This is a genomic window from Buchnera aphidicola (Meitanaphis flavogallis) (assembly GCA_039830035.1).
GTDB lineage: Bacteria > Pseudomonadota > Gammaproteobacteria > Enterobacterales > Enterobacteriaceae > Buchnera_B > Buchnera_B aphidicola_AZ.
Map to the genome: position 1 here is coordinate 430,972 of CP140038.1, position 26,019 is coordinate 456,990.

Here is a 26,019-nt window from a genome sequence, read left to right on the forward strand (position 1 = left end):
TAAAATAACTATACTAAAATTTAATTATCTTCAATTTATTTAAATACGAAATAATTTTTTTGGATCTTAAAATAATTTCTTTTATTTTCAATTTTTCATGCTCTAATTCATAAGATATATTTAACGCTGTTACAAGTACTAAATGCTCTGTGTTAGATACTCCAGTTTTAATCTTTAAATTCTGTAATTTTTGATTCAAACTATTAACCGCATTATATAAGTCGTTTTTAAGTCCATTAGGACAATTAACTTTTAATAATTGACCAAAAATATTAACCTCTATACATTGAACTGGCATTTTATTTATACTATCCAATATAAACCAATTAAATTATTTTTAATAACGCATTTGAGTGCTATTAATGAAATACAATATGCAATATTTATCATATAATATACATAAAGTATTTAAATGTTTATAAAATAATTATGACACATACATAAGCATAAGTATTTACACAAATATACGATATTTTCATACAAAAATTTTAAAACTAAAAATATAAAACATTAATTAACTAAAATATGTTTTTAACAAATATTTTATTAATTTTAAAGTTTATACATATCTTCAATATTAACTAACGTAAAATATCTCTAAAAGATAAATACATTATATAAAACATATTTTATATAATATTATTTTTTCATAACTATTATACCTGATTGTTTGCTAATTAAAGCAATATCTGCTGTACGAGTTGCAAACAATCCCACACTCACTACTCCAGGTAAAGAATTAATTTTATGTTCCATTTTGATTGGATCTAATATTTTAAAATCATACACATCAACAATTATATTCCCATTATCTGTAACAACATTTCGTCTAATTTTTGGTATACCACCTAATTTTATCAATTTATCTAGTATATAAGAAATAGACATAGGTATAATTTCAATAGGTAACGGGAATGTTCCTAATACTTGTACCAATTTCGATTCATCTGCAATACAAATAAAAGTTTTAGCTGCAGAAGCTATAATTTTTTCTCTAGTTAACGCAGCACCTCCTCCTTTGATCATTTGTAATTTAAAATTTATCTCATCTGCACTATCTATATATAACATTAACGATTTAATATCACTCAAATTATATACAGGAATTCCATGTTTTTTTAAAAATAGTGTCGAAGAACTAGAACTAGACACCACTCCATGAACTAAATTTTTAGTATAACTTAATGCTTCAATAAAATAAGATACAGTTGAACCTGTTCCAATACCAATTACTGAACCGGGATAAATATAGTCCAAAACAGCTTTTGCGACAGATTTTTTCAATTCTCTAGAATCCATAAAATAAAACCTATACTAAATTTTATTATTTATAACAATTAAATTTATTTTAAATTTTATTATTATGTGCTTTAACTCACAATATATTTAAATAAATAGATAAAAAAGAACATTATTTGATTTTTTAGACAAGAACTACACCATTGTTTTTAATTTAAATTATACTTTTTATAAACAAGTATGTCTGGGGTACCTGGATTTGAACCAGGGATGCCGGTATCAAAAACCGGTGCCTTACCACTTGGCTATACCCCAAAATAATTACTTAAATATTACATATGCGGAAGGCGAGACTCGAACTCGCAAACCTAATGGTGCCAGAACCTAAATCTGGTGCGTCTACCAATTTCGCCACTTCCACACTCTAAAATTTTATTTTTTTTAATTTAGTAGCTACGACAGGAATCGAACCTGTGACCTCAGCGTTATGAGTGCTGTGCTCTATCCGACTGAGCTACGTAGCCGGGAAATATAAAATTATTTTATACTTTAAATTATGCTGTGTTATACTAATAATGTCAATAATGATTTTTAAAAAGATATAACTATGTAAACAATGATCTTTATAAAACAATTAATACTATAGTACTAAAATTATCTATTAACTAGCTATTTGTTTTTATTTGTTTTTATTTTTTTAATTTCTCTTCGTTATTTTAGATAAATATCTACAGGAAATAAAATGAATAATCAAAATAAAAAAGTACATAATTATAATTTCATTCAAAAAATAATTTATCATGATTTAAAAAAGAACACAGTAAAAAGTATTAAAACACGTTTTCCTCCTGAACCTAATGGTTACTTACATATTGGACATGCGAAATCTATATTTTTAAATTTTTATTTAGCTAAACAATTTCAAGGTACATTTAATCTTCGTTTTGATGATACTAATCCTAGAAAAGAAAATGTTCACTACATTAATGGAATAATTGAAGATATAAAATGGTTAGAATGCGAATGGGATAACAAAATATTTTATACATCTTCTTATTTTAAAATTATTTACCAATATGCTAAAGAACTAATTATGAAAGGATTAGCTTACGTTGATCAATTGAACAAAGAAGAAATACGAAAATATAGAGGTACGTTAACTTCACCCGGAGTAAATAGTCCATATCGAATGCGTACTATTAAAGAAAATTTATCATTATTTAAAAAAATGAAATATGGATATTTTTCTGAAGGAAATGCATGTTTGAGAGCAAAAATCGATATGAAATCGCCTTTAATGGTCATGAGAGATCCTGTATTATATCGAATTTTATTTTCAAAACATCATCAAACCAAAACAAAATGGTGCATATATCCCACATATGATTTTGCTCATTGTATTTCCGATTCTATAGAAAAAATAACACATTCTATATGTACGTTAGAATTTCAAGACAATCGAAAATTATATGAATGGATATTAAATAATATTAATGTTACTCATTATCCTCGCCAATATGAGTTTTCTAGATTAAAATTAGAATACTCTGTATTATCTAAAAGAAAACTACAACTCTTAATAACTAACAATATCGTAACTGGATGGGATGATCCTAGAATGCCAACCATTTCTGGATTAAAACGAAGAGGATACACATCTTCCTCTATACGCAAATTTTGTGAAAAAATTGGAGTTACAAAACAAGAGAACATCATAGAATTATCACTATTAGAATCTTGTATTCGAAGTGAATTAAATATAAATACTATTCGTTATATGGCAGTTATTAACCCAATAAAGATATATATTTGCAATTTATCTGATGATTATACAGAAATATTAACAATTCCAAATCACCCTAATATTAATACTATGGGAACACATAAATCTATTTTTAGTAATAAAATATACATAGATCGTTTTGATTTTCAAGAAAATAACACTATACTACATAAAAAATTAACCATAGGAAACGAAATCAGATTACGTCATGCTTATACTATTTGTGCAAAAAAAATAATCAAAGATGCTGATAATAACATAACTAAAATCATTTGCACATATGACAAAAATACATTAGGAAAAAATCCTATTTATAAAAAAGTATCAGGAGTAATTCATTGGATTTCTGAAAAAAATGCATTACCAGCTCAATTTAATTTATATGAAAAATTGTTTTTACTAAAAGATCCTGAAACACAAACAGATTTCTTAAAGTACGTTAACAGAAATTCATTAATTATTAAAACAGGATTCATAGAATCTGATATAATACATAACATCTCTAAAAATAGATATCAATTTGAAAGAGAAGGATATTTTTGTCTTGATAAAAATTATTCTATTAAAAATAACTTAATATTTAACAGGATAGTAACATTAAAAGATAATATAAAAAAAAATATTAACAAATAATACATATTATTTAGTAAACATCTTATACAAGATATACTATAAATTTCATAATTTTATATCTATGGTTAAAATATTTGACTTTAAACACACACCTAAATATCGTCTAATAAAATTAATATTTTATTCATTAGAAACGCATATCCAATAATTTAAACAACTAATTTAAAATATTTTATATCTACACGAAAATTATACAATAATTAATATTATTAACTAACTATAATTAAAAAACTCATTTTAAAAAATAGATTCTATATGACATTTACTAAAAAAACAACGTTCAACATAACCTTAAAAACTATAGACTATCATTTCATTTTTTAACAATCTTGTTCGATATTTCATCCACATGTTGGTTAAATATGACAACACATTATATTTTTATAACTGGAGGTGTAGTATCATCTCTCGGAAAAGGTATTACAACAGCGTCTTTGGCTGCAATTCTTGAAGCACGAAATCTCAATGTAACTATTATAAAATTAGATCCATATATTAACATAGATCCAGGTACTATAAGTCCGATACAACACGGCGAAGTTTTTGTTACCGAAGATGGTGCAGAAACAGATCTAGATTTAGGACACTACGAACGATTTATTAGAAATAAAATGACTCGTTGTAATAACTTTACTACAGGCAGTATTTATTCTGAAGTTCTTCAAAAAGAAAGAAATGGAGATTATTTAGGTGCTACTATTCAAGTTATTCCGCATATTACTAATGCCATAAAAGATAGAATTTTTGAATGTTCAAAAAATAAAGACATTATTTTTGTAGAAATAGGAGGTACAGTAGGTGATATAGAATCTTTACCATTTTTAGAAGCTATTAGACAAATGGCAGTAGATGTAGGAAAAAAAAATACTATATATATTCATTTAACTCTAGTACCCTACATATCTACTACAGGCGAAATTAAAACTAAGCCTACTCAACATTCAGTTAAAGAACTACTATCTATTGGAATACAACCAGACATATTAATATGTCGCTCAAGAAGAACGATTTCAATTATTGAACGCAAAAAAATTGCTTTATTTTGTAATGTTTCAGAAAAATCAGTTATTTCATTAAAAGATGTTAAATCCATTTATACTATTCCTAAATTATTAAATGCCCAAAAAGTTGATGATTTAATTTGTAATCATTTTAGATTATATGCTCCTAAAGCCAATTTATCAGAATGGGATCAAGTTATATACGACGAATACAATTCTACACAAACAGTAACCATCGGAATTATTGGAAAATACGTTGAATTACCAGATGCTTATAAATCTGTCATAGAAGCGTTAAAACATGGTGGGCTAAAGCATAAAACAATTATTAATATAAAATTAATTGATTCAAAAAAAATTAAAAAATCAAATATTGATACACTAAAATTTCTACATGGAATCTTAATTCCTGGTGGATTTGGAAAAAAAGGAATAAACGGAAAAATAATATCTGCACAATACGCTAGAGAAAATAATATTCCATTTTTTGGAATTTGTTTGGGAATGCAAATTGCTTTAATAGAATTTGTTAGAAATGTAGTAGGATTAAAAGAAGCTAATTCTACAGAATTTTCTCCAAAATGCAAATATCCTATTATTTCTCTCATTAATGAACGAAAAAACACATTAGATAGTCAAAAAATTGCAACGAATAAAAAAATATTAGAAGGAAAAATGAGATTAGGTAGTCAAGTGTGCTATTTAAAAAAAGATAGTCTATCAAAACAATTATACAAAACTAATACCATATTAGAACGACATAGACATCGATACGAAGTTAATAATAACTTTTTACAAACAATAGAAAAATATGGACTATTAGTCACTGGATTTTCTAAAGAAAAAAAACTAGTAGAAATTATTGAGCTGTCTAATCATAGATGGTTTTTAGCTTGTCAATTTCATCCAGAATTTACATCTACACCTAGAGATGGACATCCATTATTTTCTGGTTTCATTGAAGCTGCTATAATATATAAAAAAAAACATAAAGTTAATCATTAAATATGAGATCTATTCATACATATTTAAGTAAAAATGCTTATTTAAAAGGAAAAAATTTATTTATGTCTAAAATTAAAAAATTAATTGCTAGAGAAATAATAGATTCTAGAGGATATCCAACCGTTGAATCTGAAGTTCATTTAGAAGGAGGATTTATTGGAATAGCATCATCACCGTCTGGATCTTCTACCGGTTCTAAAGAAGCATTAGAACTACGTGATAATGATACATCAAGATTTTTCGGAAAAGGAGTCACAAAATCTGTCCAACTAATTAACAATATTATTGCTAAAACATTAAAAAACAAAAACGCCGATGATCAAGAGACTATTGACAACATTTTGATCCAGCTAGATGGAACTAAAAACAAATCTAAATTGGGATCAAACACTATTCTATCCGTTTCATTAGCAATAGCAAAAGCTGCATCAAAATATAGAGGTATACCTTTATACCAATATATTTCTGAATTAAATAATACTCCAGGAAAATATTCTATACCAATTCCCATGATAAATATCATAAATGGAGGCAAACATGCAGACAATAACATAGATATACAAGAATTTATGATACAACCCATCAATACTAGTAATATAAAAGAAGCTATTCAAATAGGATCAGAAATATTTCATACATTGGGAATCATTTTAAAACAAAAAAAATTAAGCACATCTGTTGGAGATGAAGGCGGTTATGCTCCTAATTTAAACTCTAATGAATCAGCACTTGTAATTATTCAAGAAGCTATTAAAAAATCTGGATACATATTAGGAAAAAATGTTACTATTGCTTTAGATTGTGCAGCTTCTGAACTTTACAATAAACATACACAAAAATATACATTACATGGAGAACAAAAACAATTTACATCACAAGAATTTACACATTATTTAGAAGATCTAGTTAAAAAATATCCTATTACTTCTATAGAAGATGGACAAGATGAATCAGACTGGGATGGATTTCTATATCAAACAAAAAGATTAGGAAAAAAAATTCAATTAGTCGGTGACGATTTTTTTGTAACTAACACTCAATTACTAAAAAAAGGAATAAAAAAAGGTATAGCTAATTCTATTTTAATTAAATTAAATCAAATCGGCACTTTAAGTGAAACATTGAAAGCGATACAAATGGCAAACAAAGCAAATTACACTGTAATTATTTCACATCGTTCAGGAGAAACAGAAGACACTTTTATATCTGATTTGTCTGTAGGAACTTCTGCTAAAAAAATAAAAGCTGGTTCTATGAGTAGGTCAGAACGCACATCTAAATATAATCAACTAATAAGAATAGAAGAAAATCTAAAATAAAAAAATTTATTAGAACAAATTATGTATTAAAAAAATATTTTTATATATTTGTAATTAGATACTTTTAACAAATAGCAGGATTGATTTATATAAACATTAACTAAAACCTGCTATTTGTAAAATACTAATAAAACAAAAGTTTTAGTATAAAGATAAATAGTTCCATGAAATAGTATACAATAAAAAATATAAACTAATTTATTTTAATGTATAACTTTATAAATTCTGTATTCAAACTATTATTATTCTAAAAATAACTATATTATTTTTATATTAAAATTATATCTTATTAAAACGACTATAATATGAATGCATACAATTTAAAAATCATGTTATGTCAAATAATCATTAAGTCACTATTTTATATACTTATTTTAAAAAAACAATTCTTTAAAAAAATTTCTATAATAAATTGCAGTTTCAACATGAAACATTTATTTATTTACTACAATAATTTTAAAATAAATACTTTATTAAAACTTTATACCGAGTAACTCAAAAAAAATAAAATTTCATATTTTAATATATAATCTTTTACATTTTTAAAATAAAAATTGTTTTAAATAATTTTATTGGATGAACTTCACTAAAAAATAAATTCGAATAACATACAATATAATAAAATTGTATGTAGTAAAATTAAATATAAATAAGCACATACTTAAAGAAATATTTTTTAAAAATAATTAAAATCATTATTTTAAATACATTTATGAATATTAAATTATGTCTGATTTAAATTATCCAACATAACAATCGATTCACATGCTATTCCTTCATTTCGTCCAATAAAGCCCAATTTTTCAGTGGTAGTAAATTTAACACTAACATTATCTACTAAACAAGTAAGATCTTGAGCAATATTATCTCTCATTTTATTTCTATAAATTAACATTTTTGGAAGTTGCGCAATAACTGTTATATCAATATTAGATAAAACGTATCCTTTTTGTACAATTGCTTTCCATGTTTTCCTTAATAATACACGACTATCAATATTTTTATATTTTTGATCAGTGTTAGAAAACACTGAACCAATATCTCCCATAGCAGTAGCTCCCATTAATGCATCAATGACAGTATGTACTAAAACGTCACCGTCAGAATGAGCTGTTAAACCATGTATATAAGGTATAATTACTCCTCCAATAATCAAAGGTTTTATGCTACCAAATGCATGCACATCAAAACCATGTCCGATTTTCATAAACTAATTCTCTTATAACATTTGTGTTTGTAAATAACAACGAACAAAAGAAATATCTTCTGGATAAGTAATTTTTATATTACTATTTCTGCCTCTTACTAATTTTGGATAATATCCACAATATTCCATAGCTGATGCTTCATCAGTTATATTTATTCCTTCCTTGATAGCTTTTTTTAAACAAAACAACAAAAGTTTCGTAGGAAAACATTGAGGAGTTAACGCATTCCATAATTGATATCGATTTATAGTGCCAAAAATATCAATATGATTCATACTATATTTCATAGTATTATTTACTGGTGTAGCTAATATACCTCCTATAGTACTTGTATTAGCTAAAGATATAATTTTATTTAAATCATGTAAGCTTAAACAAGGTCTTACAGCATCATGAATTATTACCCATTTAGCATCATGAACTACCAATAAACCAGCTAATACAGAATGTGAACGAAGCTCGCCTCCAAAAACAAAATAAACTCGCGGATGAAAAGAAACAGATAATTTATGAAAAAAAACATCTTTCTTATTTAAAATAACTATAATTCTTTTAATATTATCATGTATCAAAAAAAATTTTATACTATGTTCAAGAACAGTATACCCTTCAATTTTTATATATTGTTTAGGCTTATTTAACAGCATTCTACTACCAATTCCAGCTGCAGGAATAATAGCTACAATGTTAGAATGAAAAGTACTAATATTATTCATAAAATAATTTTACAAATTGTTCATAATACATTATTAAATATTATCAAAACTATGATTAATTATAATTCTATAAAATGTTTCACCATTTTTTATCATGCCTAAATTACTTCTTGCATATTCTTCTACTAACTCATTACTCATATTCCAAAGTTGTATTTCAGAAAACAATTTGACATTTCGTTCTGTAAGATAAAAAATATCTAATTTTTTTTGCAAAATTTTTTTTTTAATTTCATATATTCATACAAACCATCTTGTCCTATAAAAAAATTTATTTGCAATAAAAATAATAATGCGAATAATCCTATCTTGATTAATATCATATGTATACTCTAAATTTATTACTAATTATATAACTATCAATTACTCATAAATTAAAATAGTTAATGCAATATTATTTTAGTAGTCCAGTTTAATAAATTAAGTCTGTAATTAACGTTTATACTGAAATATATCTATCCATATGAAATATCAGACTATCTATATTCATATAAATCACATATATTATAATAATACATATTTAAAAACATCACATGTCTACTAAAATAATAAAAAATGAAATCTAACATCATCAATTACACAAAAATATTAATTTTTCTTAAAAAATATGTTTTACTAAACATATAAAATAAAAATAAACAGTTCAAATTATTACTATATAATAATTATATTTTATATAGTATTGTATTTTAAAATATATTAGGTTGTAAACCTAATCTTATTAAATTTACAAGCAATATTTTTATTATATATAAATTTTTTCATATAAATTTAACAATCTTTATATATAACACATAATATTCTTTATATTTTAATATAATAAAAAAAAATAAATTCAATTTGCAGTTAAAAATACTAATTATTTTTATAAAACACAATTTATTTGAAACTATTTTAAACAAATTTTGTACTACTTATTTTAAGTTTAAAATACAAACTATTTAAATATCATTAATATTTATTAATTCATGTTTACAAGTTATGTAATATTACTCTACATGTTTAATTTGTCTAGGCATTTACCATTTTCTAATTAACTGCATGAATTGTAATTTCTGAACAAACATCAAGAAATAAACACCCTCCCAAGTTATAATACTAATACTAAAATAATATCAACGAAATAAAATAAAACTAACTTTTTACGCGTTATTACTACATAATCAATAAACTAATCGTTATGATATTGTAAAAAAATAAAAAATTTCAATTAATACATTTTTTCTGAAAATAACTCTACTATCAATAAAAAATTTATTATTTCAAAAAATTATATTTTTATTTTTGTCTATCTAAAAAATTCATTGGTAATACGTAATTCATGTTAATACCTTATAAAAAATATTTGAAACATAAAAAACATATTAAATTTTTATAAGTAGTTTTATTACATATTTTTAAAATATAATTTCCATTTATTTTAAAAAATATTTTATTTAAAATACCACATAAATTATATATTATTTACTATAATTCAATAACCTTTAATAAATTTATAACTTAATAAATAAAAAATTTATTTTACATTTTTATAAAATCTTTATTAAACTCTTTTCTCACAATTAATATAATGCTACCATTAAATACTAACATTACTTCCATTATTCAATGCGAAATAATATCTAAAATCATTTTTACATAAATATATTTAAAAACTCTATATAAAAATTTTAAACATCATACAATATTGTATAAATATCAAAAAATAAAGTAAAAACATTACATGAATTATTAAAAATATAAAAAAATTCTATTTAAATACTTAATAGTTCATTAAATTTTCTCTTAATTACTAAAAAGAAATTAAAAAAATAGAAATATTACTAATGAAATAATAAATATACTATAATTTTTTATAACAAAACTCTTTTTTAAAGAACACGTAAAAAATAGATTTTTTATTACATTCTATCGCATAAAACATAAATTCTTTACATGTTTCTTAAAATCATTTTTAAGTTGTTTAATTTAAAATAATGAGTAAAAATAACATCATAGTTTAACTTTATAAATTAAAAAATCCATATTAAATTCAAGCTAAAGATAATTCATTATGTATCGATATTCCTTTGCAGATTTCACTAATAAAAAAATTAAATTATTTTAATTAGAATTTTTTAAAATATTAAAAATTTATGTTACTTCCATCATCAGAGTTAATTTTCTATTAATTATATTATTCTACTAAATAAATACAAATAAAATCTCATCAAAAAAAATACCAATTTTTTCGTACCAGTATAAAAAACTACTTTGTGTCTCTATATTATAACCATTCAATTCATGTAATGTATATATGTACTTCTTTCACACTGCATTAAGGCAAACATAATTTAATACAAAAAATCATTAAGATAAATTGTTCAACGTATCTAAATTAGAAAATACAACAACATTCTTACGTGAAAAATTTCAAAAAAATAAATTACAAACTAAAATTTTTATATAAATACTTTTCAATCTCTAATGTTCTTTTTTGAGTATTAACAATATTATTTTCATACATTTCTAATTCTAGAACAAAAATATTTTTCGCAATGTTTTAATACTTTTTTAAAAAATGTTATTACTAAGAACAAGTTTAACATGTCTTTTGCAAATTCATGTAGATAATAACCAAAATTTTGTTATATACAATTTTTAACAACACTACACCTAATGTTTTTACTCTCATACTTCTGATAATTTGAAATAATCGCAAATTCATTTTAATCATTCTCTATTTATCTAATTTATTTTTGCAATTACTTTTTATAACGTAATCTTCATAAATAGTATTTAAAGAAACTCTTTTAATAATATTTACTAACACTTTATATATCGTTAAATATTTGAATAAGAAATCACTAATTTCTTTTAAATACACCAAGTTTTATATTATTTGATATACATATTCATTTTTGAAAATTAATTTCAAGTTATACGAATTAATACTAAATTTTTTAGAAAAACAACAAAAAAGGACAATATAAAAAATAATTCGTGCTAAATCTCTTATTTTTTAATACAGGTTTAAGTAAAAAATAAATATTTTTAATGATTTAATTTTTTTATGTACATTTCTTATTATACTAATATCTTTAATAGAAGAACTTCCATCTTTTTAACAATCTACTTCCTCATAAAAGTACAAATATGATTAAATACAGAAAATTTATATATTCTTTTTCCAGAAAGATTAATAAAAATTTCCAAATATTTTTAATTCATCATTTATACAAAATATAGTTATCTTCATATCTAATTTTAATTCATCTTACATAAGACAATAAAGAACATTGTGTGACTCGAACACGCATTAATAAACATTTTACTACTGAAATAGCCAAATTAAATTTCTTTGTTTTAAGATTTTTTGCATTTTTAGAATTAAATTGATCATTTAATTATCTATGCACATTGCTAAATTTAAATTCATACCAAAATTAATATCTAAATTCCTATTCTCTCTAAAATTTCTAGAACATTTAAAAAATCATTTTGAAACCAACAATTTTAGAATTTATTTTTACTTCTAAAAGTAAACATTCATACATAGAATATTTAGAAACATAGGAAATACTTGAAAAAAATTAAAATAACATATCCAAACTTTTCATTTTTTATGATAAATAAATCCTCAAATGTTATCTTTATTTTTCTAAAAAAACTCATCTACCACAGTTGCTAGAGTAACTGATCTAATCACTTTTCGATTGATTAATCCTGTAATTATATCTTTTACACTAGTTCGTTCACAAATTTCTATAAATCCTCCTAAAATAATTAATTATTTTAAATAATAGTTTTAATCGATTAACTGGAATACTAGACATCAAAACTTCTAATTCTAAAAACTATCCCTTTTTGTAAGAATAATACTTAAAAGATTAAAAAAGAGCCTTGTTTTTATTCACAATTTTATTCAAATAAATAATAAACACATATGATTAACGTTAAAATTATATAATTACCTTATTATAAAAAAAAAGTAATAATATTTTATTAAATATTAGTTTATCAAAAATATACGATTTTTTAAAAAATACGTTATGATATAGAGAACTATAACATTCACAAAAATAATAAAATTAATTACATAATAAACGTATGAAAAAATTTTTAATATTAGTGACAATAATGTCATTTGGATTTTGTAACATAGATACACCCATGATAGAGAAACAAAAATATACCATACTTGAAAAAAAAATTACAAATGCTGCTCCAATAATAGAGTTTTTTTCTTTTTTATGTCCTCACTGCTACACTTTAGAAAAAAAATATCAACTCGATTACAATATAAAAAAAAACATATCTAACTCTATTAAAATTGCAAAATATCACGTTAATTTTTTAGGAGGAGAATTAGGCGAATCATTAACTCACATATGGGAAATGTCAAAAATGATGGGATTAGACAAAAAAATTCTCATGCCTATATTTGAAAAAATTCAACAACACAAAACCATTACTGATTTCTACACCTTAAAAAATGAATTTTTAAAGTTAACAAAAATTGATGAAAAAGAATTTAATTTCCTTTGGAACAGTTTTGTTGTAAAGTCTATGTTATATAATCAAAAAATTATACAAAATATCCTAAAAATAGATCGCGTTCCTTTTATATTTATTAATGGAAAATATGCTATAAACAACACAAATATCAGTCAAAGATCGAATAAAGACTTTATCAAAGAATATATATATATTATAAAATGTTTACTTAATAAATATTAAAAATAAATGTCTCAAAAAAAAATTATTTTAATGTTAATTATTTAACTTATTTAATTTTTTTATTAATATTAAAAACCACAATATATATTAAATGTATGTAATTATAACTAATATAAATTTATGCATATGAATTCCAAGAAAAAATTTGTTCACTATTTATTAATAGATGGTACATCATACCTCTATAGATCATATTATTCTTTTTCTATACTGAGTAATAAAAGTGATACACCATCCGGGGCTATATATGGCGTAATAAGAATGCTCAAAACATTATCTAAAAAATACCCAAAATCTCAAATAATCATAATATTTGATTCACCAACAAAAAATTTTAGGCATATATTATTTCAACCATATAAAGCTAACCGTCCAAATATGCCAACAAATTTAAAATTACAAATTAAACCGTTATACGAAATAATCAAAGCAATGGGATTTCCAATTGTAATAATACCTTATTTTGAAGCAGATGATATCATAGGAACATTATCTCATGCGGCCAATAAAGAACAAAAATTTACTTTAATTTGCACTAATGATAAAGATTTAGCACAATTAGTAAATATTAATGTTAATATATTGGAAAGTAAATACAATACAATCTTAGGAGAACAAGAAATAAAACATAAATATGGAGTAATACCTACTTTAATTCCTGATTTACTAGGACTAATGGGAGATAAATCAGACAATATTCCAGGAATACCAACAATAGGAAAAAAAACAGCACTTACTTTATTGAAACATTTTAGATCTTTAGAAGATATATATAATCGCATTGATGAAATATCACAACAGTATTCATTTAAACGAGCTAAACATATTACTAAAATGCTAATAATTCATAAAAACTTAGCATTTCTTTCAAAAAAACTAGCTACAATAAAAACAGATGTAATTATAAATAAATCCATAAATGAGATAAAAATGTTTAAACCATCAACATATAAATTAGCTCATTTTTTTAAATACTATAAATTTTATCATTGGTTAAAATTATTAAAGGAAGAAACATGGTAAAAATAAATATAAACTATATAAAAAAAGTAAAAATATATATAAGTATATTTTTTAATTTAAAAAAATACTAAACGCACTAATTACTTAACTATGAATTTTAATTTTTTTAGATAAAATATTTTTTCAGAAAAAATAAACAGTGTAAACTATAAAACAAAATTTTTATATAAGCTAGAATTACATTAACTAAAATATTTTTCACTTAAAAAAATACAACCTGTTTAAAAACCAATTAAAAAATATAAATATAAAAACATATATAATTAGTTATTATAAACAACATACACTTTAAAAAATAAAGCACACAAACTATTACGATTTTAAAAACTATTCAAAAAAAAAATAAATGTATATTAATAAGATATTAATACTAAAAAGTTACATTCTATCTTAACAATTAATATTTAAAAAAACCTAATCAAAAACATTAATTTTTTAATCTAATAATTATACATTTACATGTATCCAATAATCCAATTGATCCTTTAAACTATCAATGCCAATTTTTTTAAATGAAGAAAACAATTCTACTCGTATATCATATAATAAAATTAATTTATTTAAACGAATAATATGCAATTGTTCTTGTTGTTTAGAAAAAACCATTTTATCAGCTTTACTCAATAAAATTAACATCGGAATCTGGTTTAATCCTGTTAAATTAATTATCATTTCATCTAGAAATTTCATAGGATATCGAATATCCATTAATATAATTAATCCTTTTAAACACGTTTGAATTCTTAAATACTGAAATACCATTTTTTTTAAGTTAATCATAGTATTTTTAGAAACTTTAGAATAACCATAACCAGGTAAATCAACTAAACGTATTTTGGAAGAAACTTTAAAAATATTAATTAATTGTGTTCTTCCTGGAATTTTACTAACCCTAGCTAAACGTTTTTTATTAGTTAAAACATTAATAACAGTAGATTTTCCTGAATTAGAATATCCAATAAAAGCAAATTCAAACCCAAAATTATATTTTTCTTTTTTTATATTCACAATGCTTTTTAAAAAAATAGTGTTACAATAATTATTCCTAATCACAATACAACTCCGAAAATGTACTATAATGTTATTTTTAATAAATCGTACTACATAAAAATAACACATTTAATTATTATTTAGTTATAATAAAAAACAAAAGTGTTATAACATTTAAACTAACAACATATACAATGACTTACATTCATTTTAATATTCATATTTTATGAATACATATCAAAAAATTATTATTTCAATAATAAACATGTTAGAATAAAAAATTCTATAATACTGTTTCATTATTCTAAAATTACAATTATTTTTACTTCTTTTACGATGCTAATAAAAATGAACAAAAACTTAAGAAACATAGCTATTATCGCTCATGTTGATCATGGAAAAACTACCTTAGTAGATGCGCTACTAAAACAATCAGATCATTTTAAAAGTTATAAAGAATATTCCGAACGTATTATGGATTCAAATGATCTTGAAAAAGAACGAGGAATAACTATTTTAGCAAAAAATGCTGCAATTAAATGGAAGAACTATCATATTAATATCATAGATACTCCTGGACATTCTGATTTTGGTGGAGAGGTAGAACGTATACTATCCATGGTAGATTCTGTTCTATTAGTAGTGGATGCATTAGATGGTCCAATGCCACAAACAAGATTTGTTACTCAAAAATCCTTTAACTATGGAATAAAACCTATTGTAGTAATAAATAAAATTGATCGAAAAAATGCTAGACCAAATTGGGTAATAGATCAAATTTTTGATTTATTTGTCCATCTTAATGCTACTGATGAACAACTTGACTTTCCAGTCATATATACTTCTGCATTACTTGGAACATCTGGAACTAATTATAAAAATATAGGACCAGATATGTCATCGTTATACAATACTATTATAAAATATACACCACCTCCAAAAATTAATGTTAATAAAACACTACAAATGCAAATTTCGCAACTAGACTATGATAATTATTTAGGAACAATTGGAATTGGACGCATTAATCAAGGATCTATAAAACCCAATCAAAACATAATAATTGTTAATAATAAAGGACTAAAAATCAACGGAAAAATAGGAAAAGTACTAACTTACTTTGGATTAGAAAAAATAGAAGTTAATCAAGCACAATCAGGAGACATAGTAGCTATAACAGGTATTGAAAAACTTTACATTTCAGACACTATTTGTGATCCCACTAATGTACAACCTTTACCAAAATTACAAGTTGATGAACCGACAGTTGAAATGATGTTTGCTGTTAATACTTCTCCTTTTTCGGGAACAGAAGGAAAACACATCACCTCTCGACAAATTTTGAATCGACTAAAACAAGAAATGAAACACAATATTGCTTTAAAAATCAAAGAAACAGAAAATTCCAATATTTTTGCAGTGTCTGGACGCGGTGAATTGCACTTGTCAATATTAATTGAAAATATGAGAAGAGAAGGTTTTGAATTAGAAGTATCCCGTCCAAAAGTAATTATACGTGAAATCAAAGGCATCAAACAAGAACCATTTGAAATAGTTACATTAGATATTAAAAATATAAATCAAGGAACTATTATAAAATTGATAGGCGAACGTAAGGGGAAAATTACTAACATTACTTCAGATAAGACAGATAGAACAAGAATAGATTGTATTCTCAGCAGTAATGCTTTAATTGGATTTAGATCAGAATTCACCACTATTACCTCAGGATCTGGAATATTTTACTCTTCTTTCAGTCATTATGGAAAAATTCAATCTGAAACAATAGGACTACGAAAAAACGGAGTACTAATTTCAAATAAAACAGGACATTCGGTAGGTTTTGCCTTATTTAATTTACAAAATCGTGGAAAACTGTTTATAGGACATGGAGAAAAAGTATATGAAGGACAAATTATCGGTATTCATAACAGACAAAACGATTTGACTGTAAATTGTTTATTAGGTAAAAAACTAACAAACATGCGAGCATCAGGATCCGATGATGCAATAACATTAACTACACCTCTAACTATTAATTTAGAGTATGCTATTAGTTTTATTAATAATGATGAATTAGTAGAAATAACACCACTATCTATTAGATTAAGAAAAGAACACTTAACAGAAAATTCAAGAAAGATATTTTCAAGAAAAAAAGAACTGCAATAAAAACATATCAAAACATAGTTTCTGACATAAATTTATTCATAAACTATAATAACTAGAAGCATATTCTATATTTAACGAAATAGTATTTTATTAAAAAATATGATTATTTTAATAAATTACAAATTAAATTACTATTTTTTTTTGTTTGATATTTTCTAGATAAATGTTCTACTTGAACAATTTTATTTAAATTAGACACAGCTAATTTAAAATCATCATTAATAATTACATAATCATATTCAACGTAATGCCGCATATCAGATACTGCTTGATCCATTCTTTTTTGTATTATGACTTCACTATCTTGATCTCTTTTACATAATCGTCTATACAATTCATCTTTAGACGGAGGTAATATAAAAATACTCTTTGAATTTGGAATTTTACGACGTACTTGTTGTGCTCCTTGCCAATCAATATCCATAACAATGTCTATTCCAGTTAACAACAACTTATCAATTTCTTGATAAGATGTTCCATAATAATTATTAAATACTTTTGCATATTCTAAAAATTTTTTTTTCTTTATCATATTTTTAAATTGATGTATAGAAACAAAATAATAATGTTTACCATTATATTCTCCTGGTCTAATTATACGAGTAGTATGAGATATTGATACTTGTATTTTAAATAATGAATTAGTTTTTAATATTTCTTGAATTAAACTAGACTTTCCTGTTCCGCTGGGAGCAGAAATTATAAATAATATACCTTTTATCATAATCATTTAAAGTTAAAATAAATCTAAATATCTAAATACTACTATAAAAATTTAAAACAATAAGATAATTTTGTTTTTAAAAATTTATATTGCTATATTTGCTTTAATAGAAGGATGGAATTTATATTTTAACAAACAAAAATTTTTTGCACAATAATCAGATATTTTTTTAGGTTTATCTTTAATCATTAATGTTGGCAAACGATAAGGTTGACGCAATAATTGCGTATTAACTTGATTGATATGATTCTTATATATATGAACATCGCCTCCAGTCCATAAAAAATTACCAACTTTTAAACAACACTGATCTGCTATTATATGAATCAATAAGGAATAACTAGCAATATTAAATGGAAGCCCTAAAAAAACATCACAAGAACGCTGATACAACTGACAGCTTAAAACATTGTCAACAACATAGAATTGAAACAATACGTGACATGGAAATAACGCCATTTTTTCTAAATCACTTACATTCCAACTTGATACTAATATCCTTCTAGAATGAGGATTATTCTTGATTTGCTTAATTACATTTTCTATTTGATCAATTTCTGTACCATCTGTATTTTTCCATCGTCTCCATTGTTTTCCATAAATAGGACCTAAATCTCCGAATTCATTTGCCCATGAATTCCAAATTGATACTTTATTATCATTTAAATATTTAACGTTAGTATCTCCTTTTAAAAACCATAAAAGTTCGTGCACAATAGAAAAAAAATTACATTTTTTAGTAGTAACCAACGGAAATCCTGTTTTTAAATTAAATTTCATATGATGACCAAAAATAGATAATGTCCCTACTCCAGTACGATCTTGTTTATTTTTTCCTTTATTCAATATTTTTTTGAGAAGTAATAAATAAGATTTCATATTATCCTATTATATGAGATTTTTAGATTGTCGTCGTACAAAAAAAATAATTAAAATTCCAAATATTATCATGGGAATAGATAATATTTGTCCCATGGTTAAAAAATTTTTAAATAACCCTATTTGATAATCAGGTTCACGAAATAGTTCAACAATAAAACGAAAAATTCCATAAAAAATCAAAAACATACTTGAAATAATTCCAACAGTTTTTACTTTTTTTGAACAATAATGCAGAACAAAAAATAAAATTATTCCTTCTAAAAAAAATTCATATATTTGAGAGGGATGTCTAGGTAACATTCCAAATTTTTTAATCAAAAATTGTAATTGTAAATCATTTTTAGCTAATTCTAAATCTATTTCTCTAGACATAGGAAATAAAATAGAAAAAGAAAAACCAGGAGCAATACGACCCCATAATTCTCCATTAATAAAATTTCCTATTCTTCCTACTCCTAGAGCAACCGGAACTAAAGGAACAATCAAATCAGAAATTAAAAAAAAATTTATATTCAACTTTCTAGAAAAGTACAAGATTACTACAATTACTCCTAGCAATCCTCCATGAAAAGACATACCTCCTTCCCATACTTTAAATACATGTATAGGGTTATTAAAAAAAAATAATGGATTATAAAATAATATATATCCTAATCTTCCTCCAACCATCACACCAAAAAAACTAAAATATAAAATATCTTCTATTTCTATTTTTTTTAATCCTATTTTTTTTATACTTTTTTTACCTTGATATAAAATAAAAACAAACCCTAATAAATACATCATCCCATACCAACGTATAGAAACATTAAATATAGAAATAATTATAGGATTAAAATTAGGAAATAATATATAAGAATCATGTATCAATTTTACTTATCCTACTCAAAATACATTTATTTAACTACAAAATATCTATTTGCATAAAATTAAAATTAAATTATTAAAATTACATTGTACTAACACTTATATTAAAATATCATATATTTTTAAAAAATATGCAAAAAAAAACAATAACATCAATATTAAAATATGATACATCCACTCTTCGTTAATAAATAAGTTATGTAATTATATGACTACTATTTAAATAAAACAACATTAATTAATAAATACTTTATTTAATCAAATACAACTTATTTCAGGTTCTAACAATTCTTTTATAGTTTGACGTCTTCGAATAACACGAAAATTTCCATTTTCAAATAAAATTTCTGGAATTAATAAACGACTATTATAATTAGATGACATAGAAGCTCCATATGCTCCAGTATCATGAAATATTAAATAATCACCTGGTTTTACCTGAGGTAACATTCTAGTTTCTATATCACCCCGTTCATTTTGAGTAAATAAATCTCCTGACTCACACAAAGGACCTCCAACTACAGTCTCTACTGTATCATGTTCATTAATTTTGCGTCCATCACCTGAAATAACAGATATATGATGATAACTTCCATACATAACAGGTCTAACTAAATCATTAAATCCAGCATCAACTAATACAAACAATTTAGAACTAGTTTTTTTTACTGATCTTACTTCAGTAACTAATATTCCAGATTCTGCTACTAAAAATCTTCCAGGTTCTATCTCTAATTGAATAGAATGATTTAAATAATTAGAAATTTCTTTTCGTGCCATATCCCACAACATAAAATATTTATTAACATCAAATGAACTTTCACATGATTTATAAGGAACTGTTAAACCTCCTCCTGCTGATATCATGCAAATATCATGATTAAAACGTAATACCTGTCGAACCATTTCCTGACATACACATTCCAAATACTTGTAATTTACACCAGACCCAATATGTATATGTAAACCTATTAATTTAAAATTAAATTGTTTAATAAACGACTTAGCCAAACCAATATCCCAAATTCCATGTTTACTATTTTCCCCACCAGTATTCGTCTTTTTACTATGTCCATCACCAAATCTCGGATTAATACGTAACCAAATATTGTGTCCTGGAGATACTTCTCCAATTTGCTGGAGCATATCTAGTGATCCTACGTTTACCGGAATATGATACTTTTTTATTTTTTCTAACGTACATCTATCTATAACATCTGCTGTAAATATAATTCCTTGATCAGTAGGATGATACCCAGATATCAAACCTCTTTCAATTTCTCCTAATGATACAGCATCAACTTTTACTCCCTGTTTACGAAAAAGATTTAAAATATGAATATTAGAACAAGATTTTTGAGCAAACCTAATTACATCAAATTGATGTAATTTTTTAATATTATTCAATATTATAGTAGAATCATATATCCATAACGGAGAACAATATTTTTTAATTAACTTTAATATATTATTTCTATTAAATATCGTATTTGTTTTATTTTCGGAATTCAACATAATCATTATCTCAAGAGTGACATATTGCTTTTATACACAAAAATATCTCATAAAAAAATCAATATTAACATTAAAATAATATAAAATATTAAATTTTTAAAAATATAAAACGCTATTGGTTAAAAATGTTAAATAAAAAATTAAATATATGATTTTATCAAAAATAAAAATTACAAAAACAATACATAAAAAAGTGAAAGTATCAAAAGTTCAATATATCACAAACAAATATAATTTATATTTTAGAATGAATTGGCTTAAGAATAGGAAAAAAAATAACATCACGAATACTTTTCTGATTAGTTAAAATCATGATCAACCGATCAATTCCTATTCCTAATCCAGAAGTTGGAGGTAGTCCATACTCAAGTGCAGTTATATAATCTTCATCATAAAACATTAAATGATCTTCGCATTGTACATCTAATTCTCTAGTTTGGTTAAAAAATCGTTCTTTTTGATCGTCTGGATCATTTAATTCAGAAAATCCGTTCGCTAATTCATAACCAGCAATAAATAATTCGAATCGATCAGCAATATTAATATTTTTATTATTTCTTCTAGACAATGGAGAAATGTCTATAGGATAGTCAGTAATAAAAGTAGGTTGAATTAAACATTTTTCTACTGTTTTTTCAAATATCTCTGACGTTAATTTACCTATTTTCCAATTATTTTCTATTTTTATTCCAAGCACATGTGCTATATTTTTCATTTTTTCTAAATTATCTAAATCGGATACTGTAATATTAGAATTAAAATTTAATATAGCTTGCTTCATTGTAAGTTTACAAAAACTTTTTTCAAAATTTAGTTCATATTTTCCATATTTAAATATTAAATGACCTTTTGTCTTCTGAACTAAATTTTTCAACAAGTTTTCAGTAAAAATCATCATGTCCTTATAATCTGAATAAGCCATATATACTTCCATCATGGTAAATTCTGGATTATGTCGAGTTGAAATTCCTTCATTACGAAAATTTCTATTTATTTCAAAAATTCGATTAAACCCTCCAATAATTAATCTTTTTAAATATAACTCAGGGGATATTCTTAAATATAAATTAAGATCCAAAGAATTATGATAAGTAATGAAAGGTCGTGCAGTAGCTCCTCCAGGAATACTTTGCATCATAGGAGTTTCAACTTCCAAAAATTTATTTTCCAACATAAATTTTCTAATATAAATAAAAATTTGTGATCTTTCTTTAAAAATATAACTCAAATGTTTGTTACTAATAAGATCTAAATATCTTTTTCTATATCTTATTTCTTTGTTATATAATCCATGAAATTTATTAGGTAAGGGTTTTAACGATTTAGTTAATAATTTTAATTCTTTACAATAAATAGATAACTCTTGTGTTTTTGTCTTAAATAAACTTCCCTTAACTCCTATAATATCACCTAAATCTAATTCTTTAACTATATCTGCATAACAAAAATTCGAACCATGTTTTTCCATAATATATAACTGAATTTCTCCTGAATAATCTTTTAATATAAAAAAAGAACTTCTTCCCATAATACGTTTCCGTGTGATCCTACCAGCTAAACTTACAAATACATTTAAAATTTTTAATTGATCATGACTACATAACTCATAATTATTATTAATATCTATTACATTTTGATTTGATTTAAAATCGTTAGGAAAATTAAAACCATTTTTCTTGAGAATATATAATTTTTTACGTCTCTGTTGTTCTTCATTATTAAATGTATTCATATTAACCTCTTGCATACTTTAAAATAAAATTATGTTTTAACGTTCATTAAAATCCTTTCTTTAAACTAGACAAAATAAAAAGATCTAAATCTCCGTTCAAAACTGAATATACATCATTTACTTCCATTTGAGTTCTTAAATCTTTAATTCTAGAACTATCTAATATGTATGAACGTATTTGATTACCCCATCTAATATCTGACTTTTTATTTTCAAGTACTTTTCTTTCATTATTTTTTTTATTAAAAATTACCTCATACAATTTTGCTTTCAATTGTTTTAACGCTCTATCTTTATTTTTATGCTGAGAACGACTACTTTGAGATTGAGTTACTAACCCTGAAGGAATATGCGTAATTCTAACAGCTGATTCAGTTTTATTAACATGTTGGCCTCCAGCTCCAGATGCTTTATATACATCAATTCTCAAATCATAAGAATTAATTTTTACTTTTATAGGATCATCAATGTCAGGATAGACGAAAGCAGAAGCAAAAGAAGTATGACGATGATGATTAGAACTAAATGGACTTTTTCTTACTAAACGATGAACTCCTGTTTCAGTACGTAACCAACCATAAGCATATCTTCCTAAAACTTTTACTGTAGCAGATTTAATTCCAACTATTTCACCGTATGTCCTATCAATAATTTCTATCTCAAAACCTTTATTACTAGCCCATTTCAAATACATTCTAAACAACATGTTAGCCCAATCTTGAGCTTCTGTTCCTCCAGATCCAGATTGTATATCTAAATAACAATTTAGATGATCGTTTTTGTTTGAAAAAATACACGTTAGCTCCAATTCATGAATAGTATTATCTAATATATCTAATTCATCAATTACATCACGTAATAACTTCTTATTATTTTCTTGAATGGATAACGTTAAAATGTCTAACATTGCATCTAAATTTAATTTGATTTCGTCTATAGAACAAACTAAATGGGTCAATATTTTTTTTTCATGATTCAAACTTTCTATCAAATTAAAATTTTTCCATATTTTAGATGACTTGAGTAAAATATTAATTTCTAGTAATCTATTTTTTTTCTTACTATAGTCAAAGAAATTCTTTTAAATTATTAATTTTATCATTATACATTTGAACACGATGTTGTATTAAATTGATTTCGCACATATTTTCATTCTCTTAATTATATTTTTGAATAACTATATTATAAAAATATACTTTTTACTCATAAATAATTCCATAAACCTGTCGAAATAAACAATATTTTTGAAACATTTTATACTGTCTAATAATAAATCATTTAAAGTTTTTAATTTTAATTAAACATATATGTAGTTTAATTGATATTATTATGCATATAAAAAATATATGTTTTCATCTCAAATTTTTAAAAGTATACTAATCCCTATTTAAAAAATAAGAAAAAATAAAATGAAAATGTTACCATCAGTCAACCAACATTTATCAAATTTCTTAAAAAAAGATATAATATTAATGAATTTAAGTAACTGGTCTCTAACAACGATAATAGGTAGTGATAGTGCCAATTATTTACAAAGCCAAGTAACTATTAATATCGATAAACTAAAAAAAAACAACCATGAACTATGTTCTCACTGCAACATTAATGGAAAAGTATTAAGTAATTTACGATTGTTTCAAATTAATAAAAATCATTATATGTACATTCAAAGAAAAAGTATATCTTACCATCAAGTAACAACGTTAAAAAAATATGCTATTTTTTCTAACATAAATATATTTAATGACGATACAGTAAATTTATTTGGAATTATTGGAATAACAGCAAAAGAAAAATTAAAAAAATATTTTAATAGATTACCCAATAAAAAATACCCAGTACTTCATTATAATGAAATAATACTATTGTGGTTCAATACTCCATACGAAAGATTTTTACTTATTGCAAAAAAACATAACTCTACTTTAAAAAAAATATTAGCATCAATAAAAACACAAAACACAGATAATCTATGGCTAGCTTTAGATATTTGTTCCAAATTCCCTATTGTTGATCAAGAAATGAGTGAAAAATTTCTTCCTCAATCATTGAATCTAGAGAATTTAAACGGTATAGACTTCAATAAAGGATGCTATTATGGTCAAGAAATGATTGCCAAATCACAATTTAAAAAACTAAACCAATATGACTTATACTGGTTAATTACAAAGTCTAATCGAATATTACATATAGGAGAAATAATAGAATCTAATCACGACAATAAATGGCGTAAAATCGGATATATTTTAACATTTGCGAAAATTGATCAACAAACTACATGGATACAAGCAGTATTAAAAAAGAATTTTAAAAAAGATAATACACTTCGCTTAAAAAATGATGAAGAAAATAATTTATACGTAAAAAAATAAACTATATTTTACATAAATACAATCGCACAATTAGATATTATTTTATAAAAAAATTATGTATATTAATATTAATATTAATTTTTAATAATTTATACTACATTCGTTTAACATTTTAATTG

At 23.6% G+C, this 26,019-nt stretch carries 19 protein-coding genes and 3 tRNA genes; 7 read left to right on the forward strand and 15 right to left on the reverse strand.

The window, feature by feature from the left end:
- Positions 1–13: 13 nt before the first annotated feature.
- The 5 genes from zapA to U0T59_01905 form a co-directional block, all read right to left on the reverse strand.
- Positions 14–298: a cell division protein ZapA gene (zapA, locus tag U0T59_01885; GenBank protein ID XBC43180.1), complete on the reverse strand. Its 285-nt coding sequence runs from the start codon at positions 296–298 to the stop codon at positions 14–16.
- 341 nt (positions 299–639) lie between these two features.
- On the reverse strand, positions 640–1,299 hold the full coding sequence (rpiA, locus tag U0T59_01890) for a ribose-5-phosphate isomerase RpiA (GenBank protein XBC43181.1): 660 nt from the start codon (positions 1,297–1,299) through the stop codon (positions 640–642).
- Positions 1,300–1,483: 184 nt separating this feature from the next.
- Positions 1,484–1,554: transfer RNA gene (locus U0T59_01895), tRNA-Gln, on the reverse strand.
- Between the two features lie 24 nt (positions 1,555–1,578).
- A tRNA-Leu gene (locus U0T59_01900) sits at positions 1,579–1,660 on the reverse strand.
- 29 nt (positions 1,661–1,689) lie between these two features.
- Positions 1,690–1,763, reverse strand: a tRNA-Met gene (locus U0T59_01905).
- Between the two features lie 218 nt (positions 1,764–1,981).
- Here U0T59_01905 and glnS point away from each other — a divergent pair.
- From glnS to eno, 3 genes are all read left to right on the forward strand, one after another.
- Positions 1,982–3,655 (forward strand): glutamine--tRNA ligase, encoded by a 1,674-nt coding sequence (glnS, locus tag U0T59_01910; protein XBC43182.1) that lies wholly within the window; start codon positions 1,982–1,984, stop codon positions 3,653–3,655.
- A gap of 362 nt (positions 3,656–4,017) precedes the next feature.
- Complete coding sequence (locus tag U0T59_01915) at positions 4,018–5,661, forward strand: CTP synthase (GenBank protein ID XBC43183.1); 1,644 nt, start codon at positions 4,018–4,020, stop codon at positions 5,659–5,661.
- Positions 5,662–5,723: 62 nt separating this feature from the next.
- Positions 5,724–6,980: a phosphopyruvate hydratase gene (eno, locus tag U0T59_01920; GenBank protein ID XBC43184.1), complete on the forward strand. Its 1,257-nt coding sequence runs from the start codon at positions 5,724–5,726 to the stop codon at positions 6,978–6,980.
- A 724-nt stretch (positions 6,981–7,704) separates the two neighbouring features.
- On the opposite strand, the gene ispF is transcribed toward eno, so the two are convergent.
- Genes ispF through U0T59_01935 form a run of 3 tightly spaced genes read right to left on the reverse strand, consistent with a single transcriptional unit; the run spans position 7,705 to position 9,144 of the window.
- Complete coding sequence (ispF, locus tag U0T59_01925; GenBank protein XBC43185.1) at positions 7,705–8,187, reverse strand: 2-C-methyl-D-erythritol 2,4-cyclodiphosphate synthase; 483 nt, start codon at positions 8,185–8,187, stop codon at positions 7,705–7,707.
- A 12-nt stretch (positions 8,188–8,199) separates the two neighbouring features.
- On the reverse strand, positions 8,200–8,904 hold the full coding sequence (ispD, locus tag U0T59_01930; protein XBC43186.1) for a 2-C-methyl-D-erythritol 4-phosphate cytidylyltransferase: 705 nt from the start codon (positions 8,902–8,904) through the stop codon (positions 8,200–8,202).
- Positions 8,905–8,937: 33 nt separating this feature from the next.
- Complete coding sequence (locus U0T59_01935) at positions 8,938–9,144, reverse strand: septum formation initiator family protein (GenBank protein XBC43581.1); 207 nt, start codon at positions 9,142–9,144, stop codon at positions 8,938–8,940.
- A 3,849-nt stretch (positions 9,145–12,993) separates the two neighbouring features.
- Between U0T59_01935 and U0T59_01940 the strand changes: the two genes are divergently transcribed.
- Both U0T59_01940 and U0T59_01945 read left to right on the forward strand, forming a co-directional pair.
- Positions 12,994–13,623, forward strand: coding sequence for a DsbA family protein (locus U0T59_01940; GenBank protein ID XBC43187.1), 630 nt, complete (start codon positions 12,994–12,996; stop codon positions 13,621–13,623).
- Positions 13,624–13,743: 120 nt separating this feature from the next.
- A complete protein-coding gene (locus U0T59_01945; GenBank protein ID XBC43188.1) occupies positions 13,744–14,646 on the forward strand; it encodes a 5'-3' exonuclease H3TH domain-containing protein in 903 nt (300 codons plus the stop codon).
- A 447-nt stretch (positions 14,647–15,093) separates the two neighbouring features.
- Here U0T59_01945 and yihA read toward each other — a convergent pair whose 3' ends face one another.
- On the reverse strand, positions 15,094–15,699 hold the full coding sequence (gene yihA, locus U0T59_01950; GenBank protein ID XBC43189.1) for a ribosome biogenesis GTP-binding protein YihA/YsxC: 606 nt from the start codon (positions 15,697–15,699) through the stop codon (positions 15,094–15,096).
- 285 nt (positions 15,700–15,984) lie between these two features.
- Between yihA and typA the strand changes: the two genes are divergently transcribed.
- Positions 15,985–17,808 (forward strand): translational GTPase TypA, encoded by a 1,824-nt coding sequence (gene typA, locus U0T59_01955; GenBank protein ID XBC43190.1) that lies wholly within the window; start codon positions 15,985–15,987, stop codon positions 17,806–17,808.
- Between the two features lie 103 nt (positions 17,809–17,911).
- Here the strand turns inward: typA and gmk are convergent, their stop codons facing one another.
- The 6 genes from gmk to prfB all read right to left on the reverse strand — a co-directional run bounded on the left by gmk (position 17,912) and on the right by prfB (position 24,673).
- Positions 17,912–18,532 (reverse strand): guanylate kinase, encoded by a 621-nt coding sequence (gene gmk / locus U0T59_01960; GenBank protein XBC43191.1) that lies wholly within the window; start codon positions 18,530–18,532, stop codon positions 17,912–17,914.
- 84 nt (positions 18,533–18,616) lie between these two features.
- The gene (gene thyA / locus U0T59_01965; protein ID XBC43192.1) at positions 18,617–19,411 is read right to left on the reverse strand and encodes a thymidylate synthase; all 795 of its coding nucleotides are present in this window, start codon (positions 19,409–19,411) and stop codon (positions 18,617–18,619) included.
- 9 nt (positions 19,412–19,420) lie between these two features.
- Entirely contained in the window at positions 19,421–20,281 is an 861-nt protein-coding gene (lgt, locus tag U0T59_01970) for a prolipoprotein diacylglyceryl transferase (GenBank protein ID XBC43582.1), read from the reverse strand.
- A gap of 258 nt (positions 20,282–20,539) precedes the next feature.
- Positions 20,540–21,796 carry a diaminopimelate decarboxylase gene (gene lysA / locus U0T59_01975; protein XBC43193.1) on the reverse strand — a complete coding sequence of 419 codons (1,257 nt, stop codon included), beginning with the start codon at positions 21,794–21,796 and terminating at the stop codon, positions 20,540–20,542.
- 235 nt (positions 21,797–22,031) lie between these two features.
- Positions 22,032–23,528, reverse strand: coding sequence for a lysine--tRNA ligase (lysS, locus tag U0T59_01980; GenBank protein ID XBC43194.1), 1,497 nt, complete (start codon positions 23,526–23,528; stop codon positions 22,032–22,034).
- A gap of 46 nt (positions 23,529–23,574) precedes the next feature.
- Positions 23,575–24,673 (reverse strand): peptide chain release factor 2 gene (gene prfB / locus U0T59_01985; GenBank protein ID XBC43195.1). Its coding sequence is split into 2 segments (ribosomal slippage): positions 23,575–24,609 and positions 24,611–24,673, totalling 1,098 coding nucleotides; the frame shifts between segments, so codons are not numbered across the junction.
- 264 nt (positions 24,674–24,937) lie between these two features.
- Between prfB and ygfZ the strand changes: the two genes are divergently transcribed.
- Positions 24,938–25,900 carry a tRNA-modifying protein YgfZ gene (ygfZ, locus tag U0T59_01990; GenBank protein XBC43196.1) on the forward strand — a complete coding sequence of 321 codons (963 nt, stop codon included), beginning with the start codon at positions 24,938–24,940 and terminating at the stop codon, positions 25,898–25,900.
- The last annotated feature ends 119 nt before the right edge of the window (positions 25,901–26,019 follow it).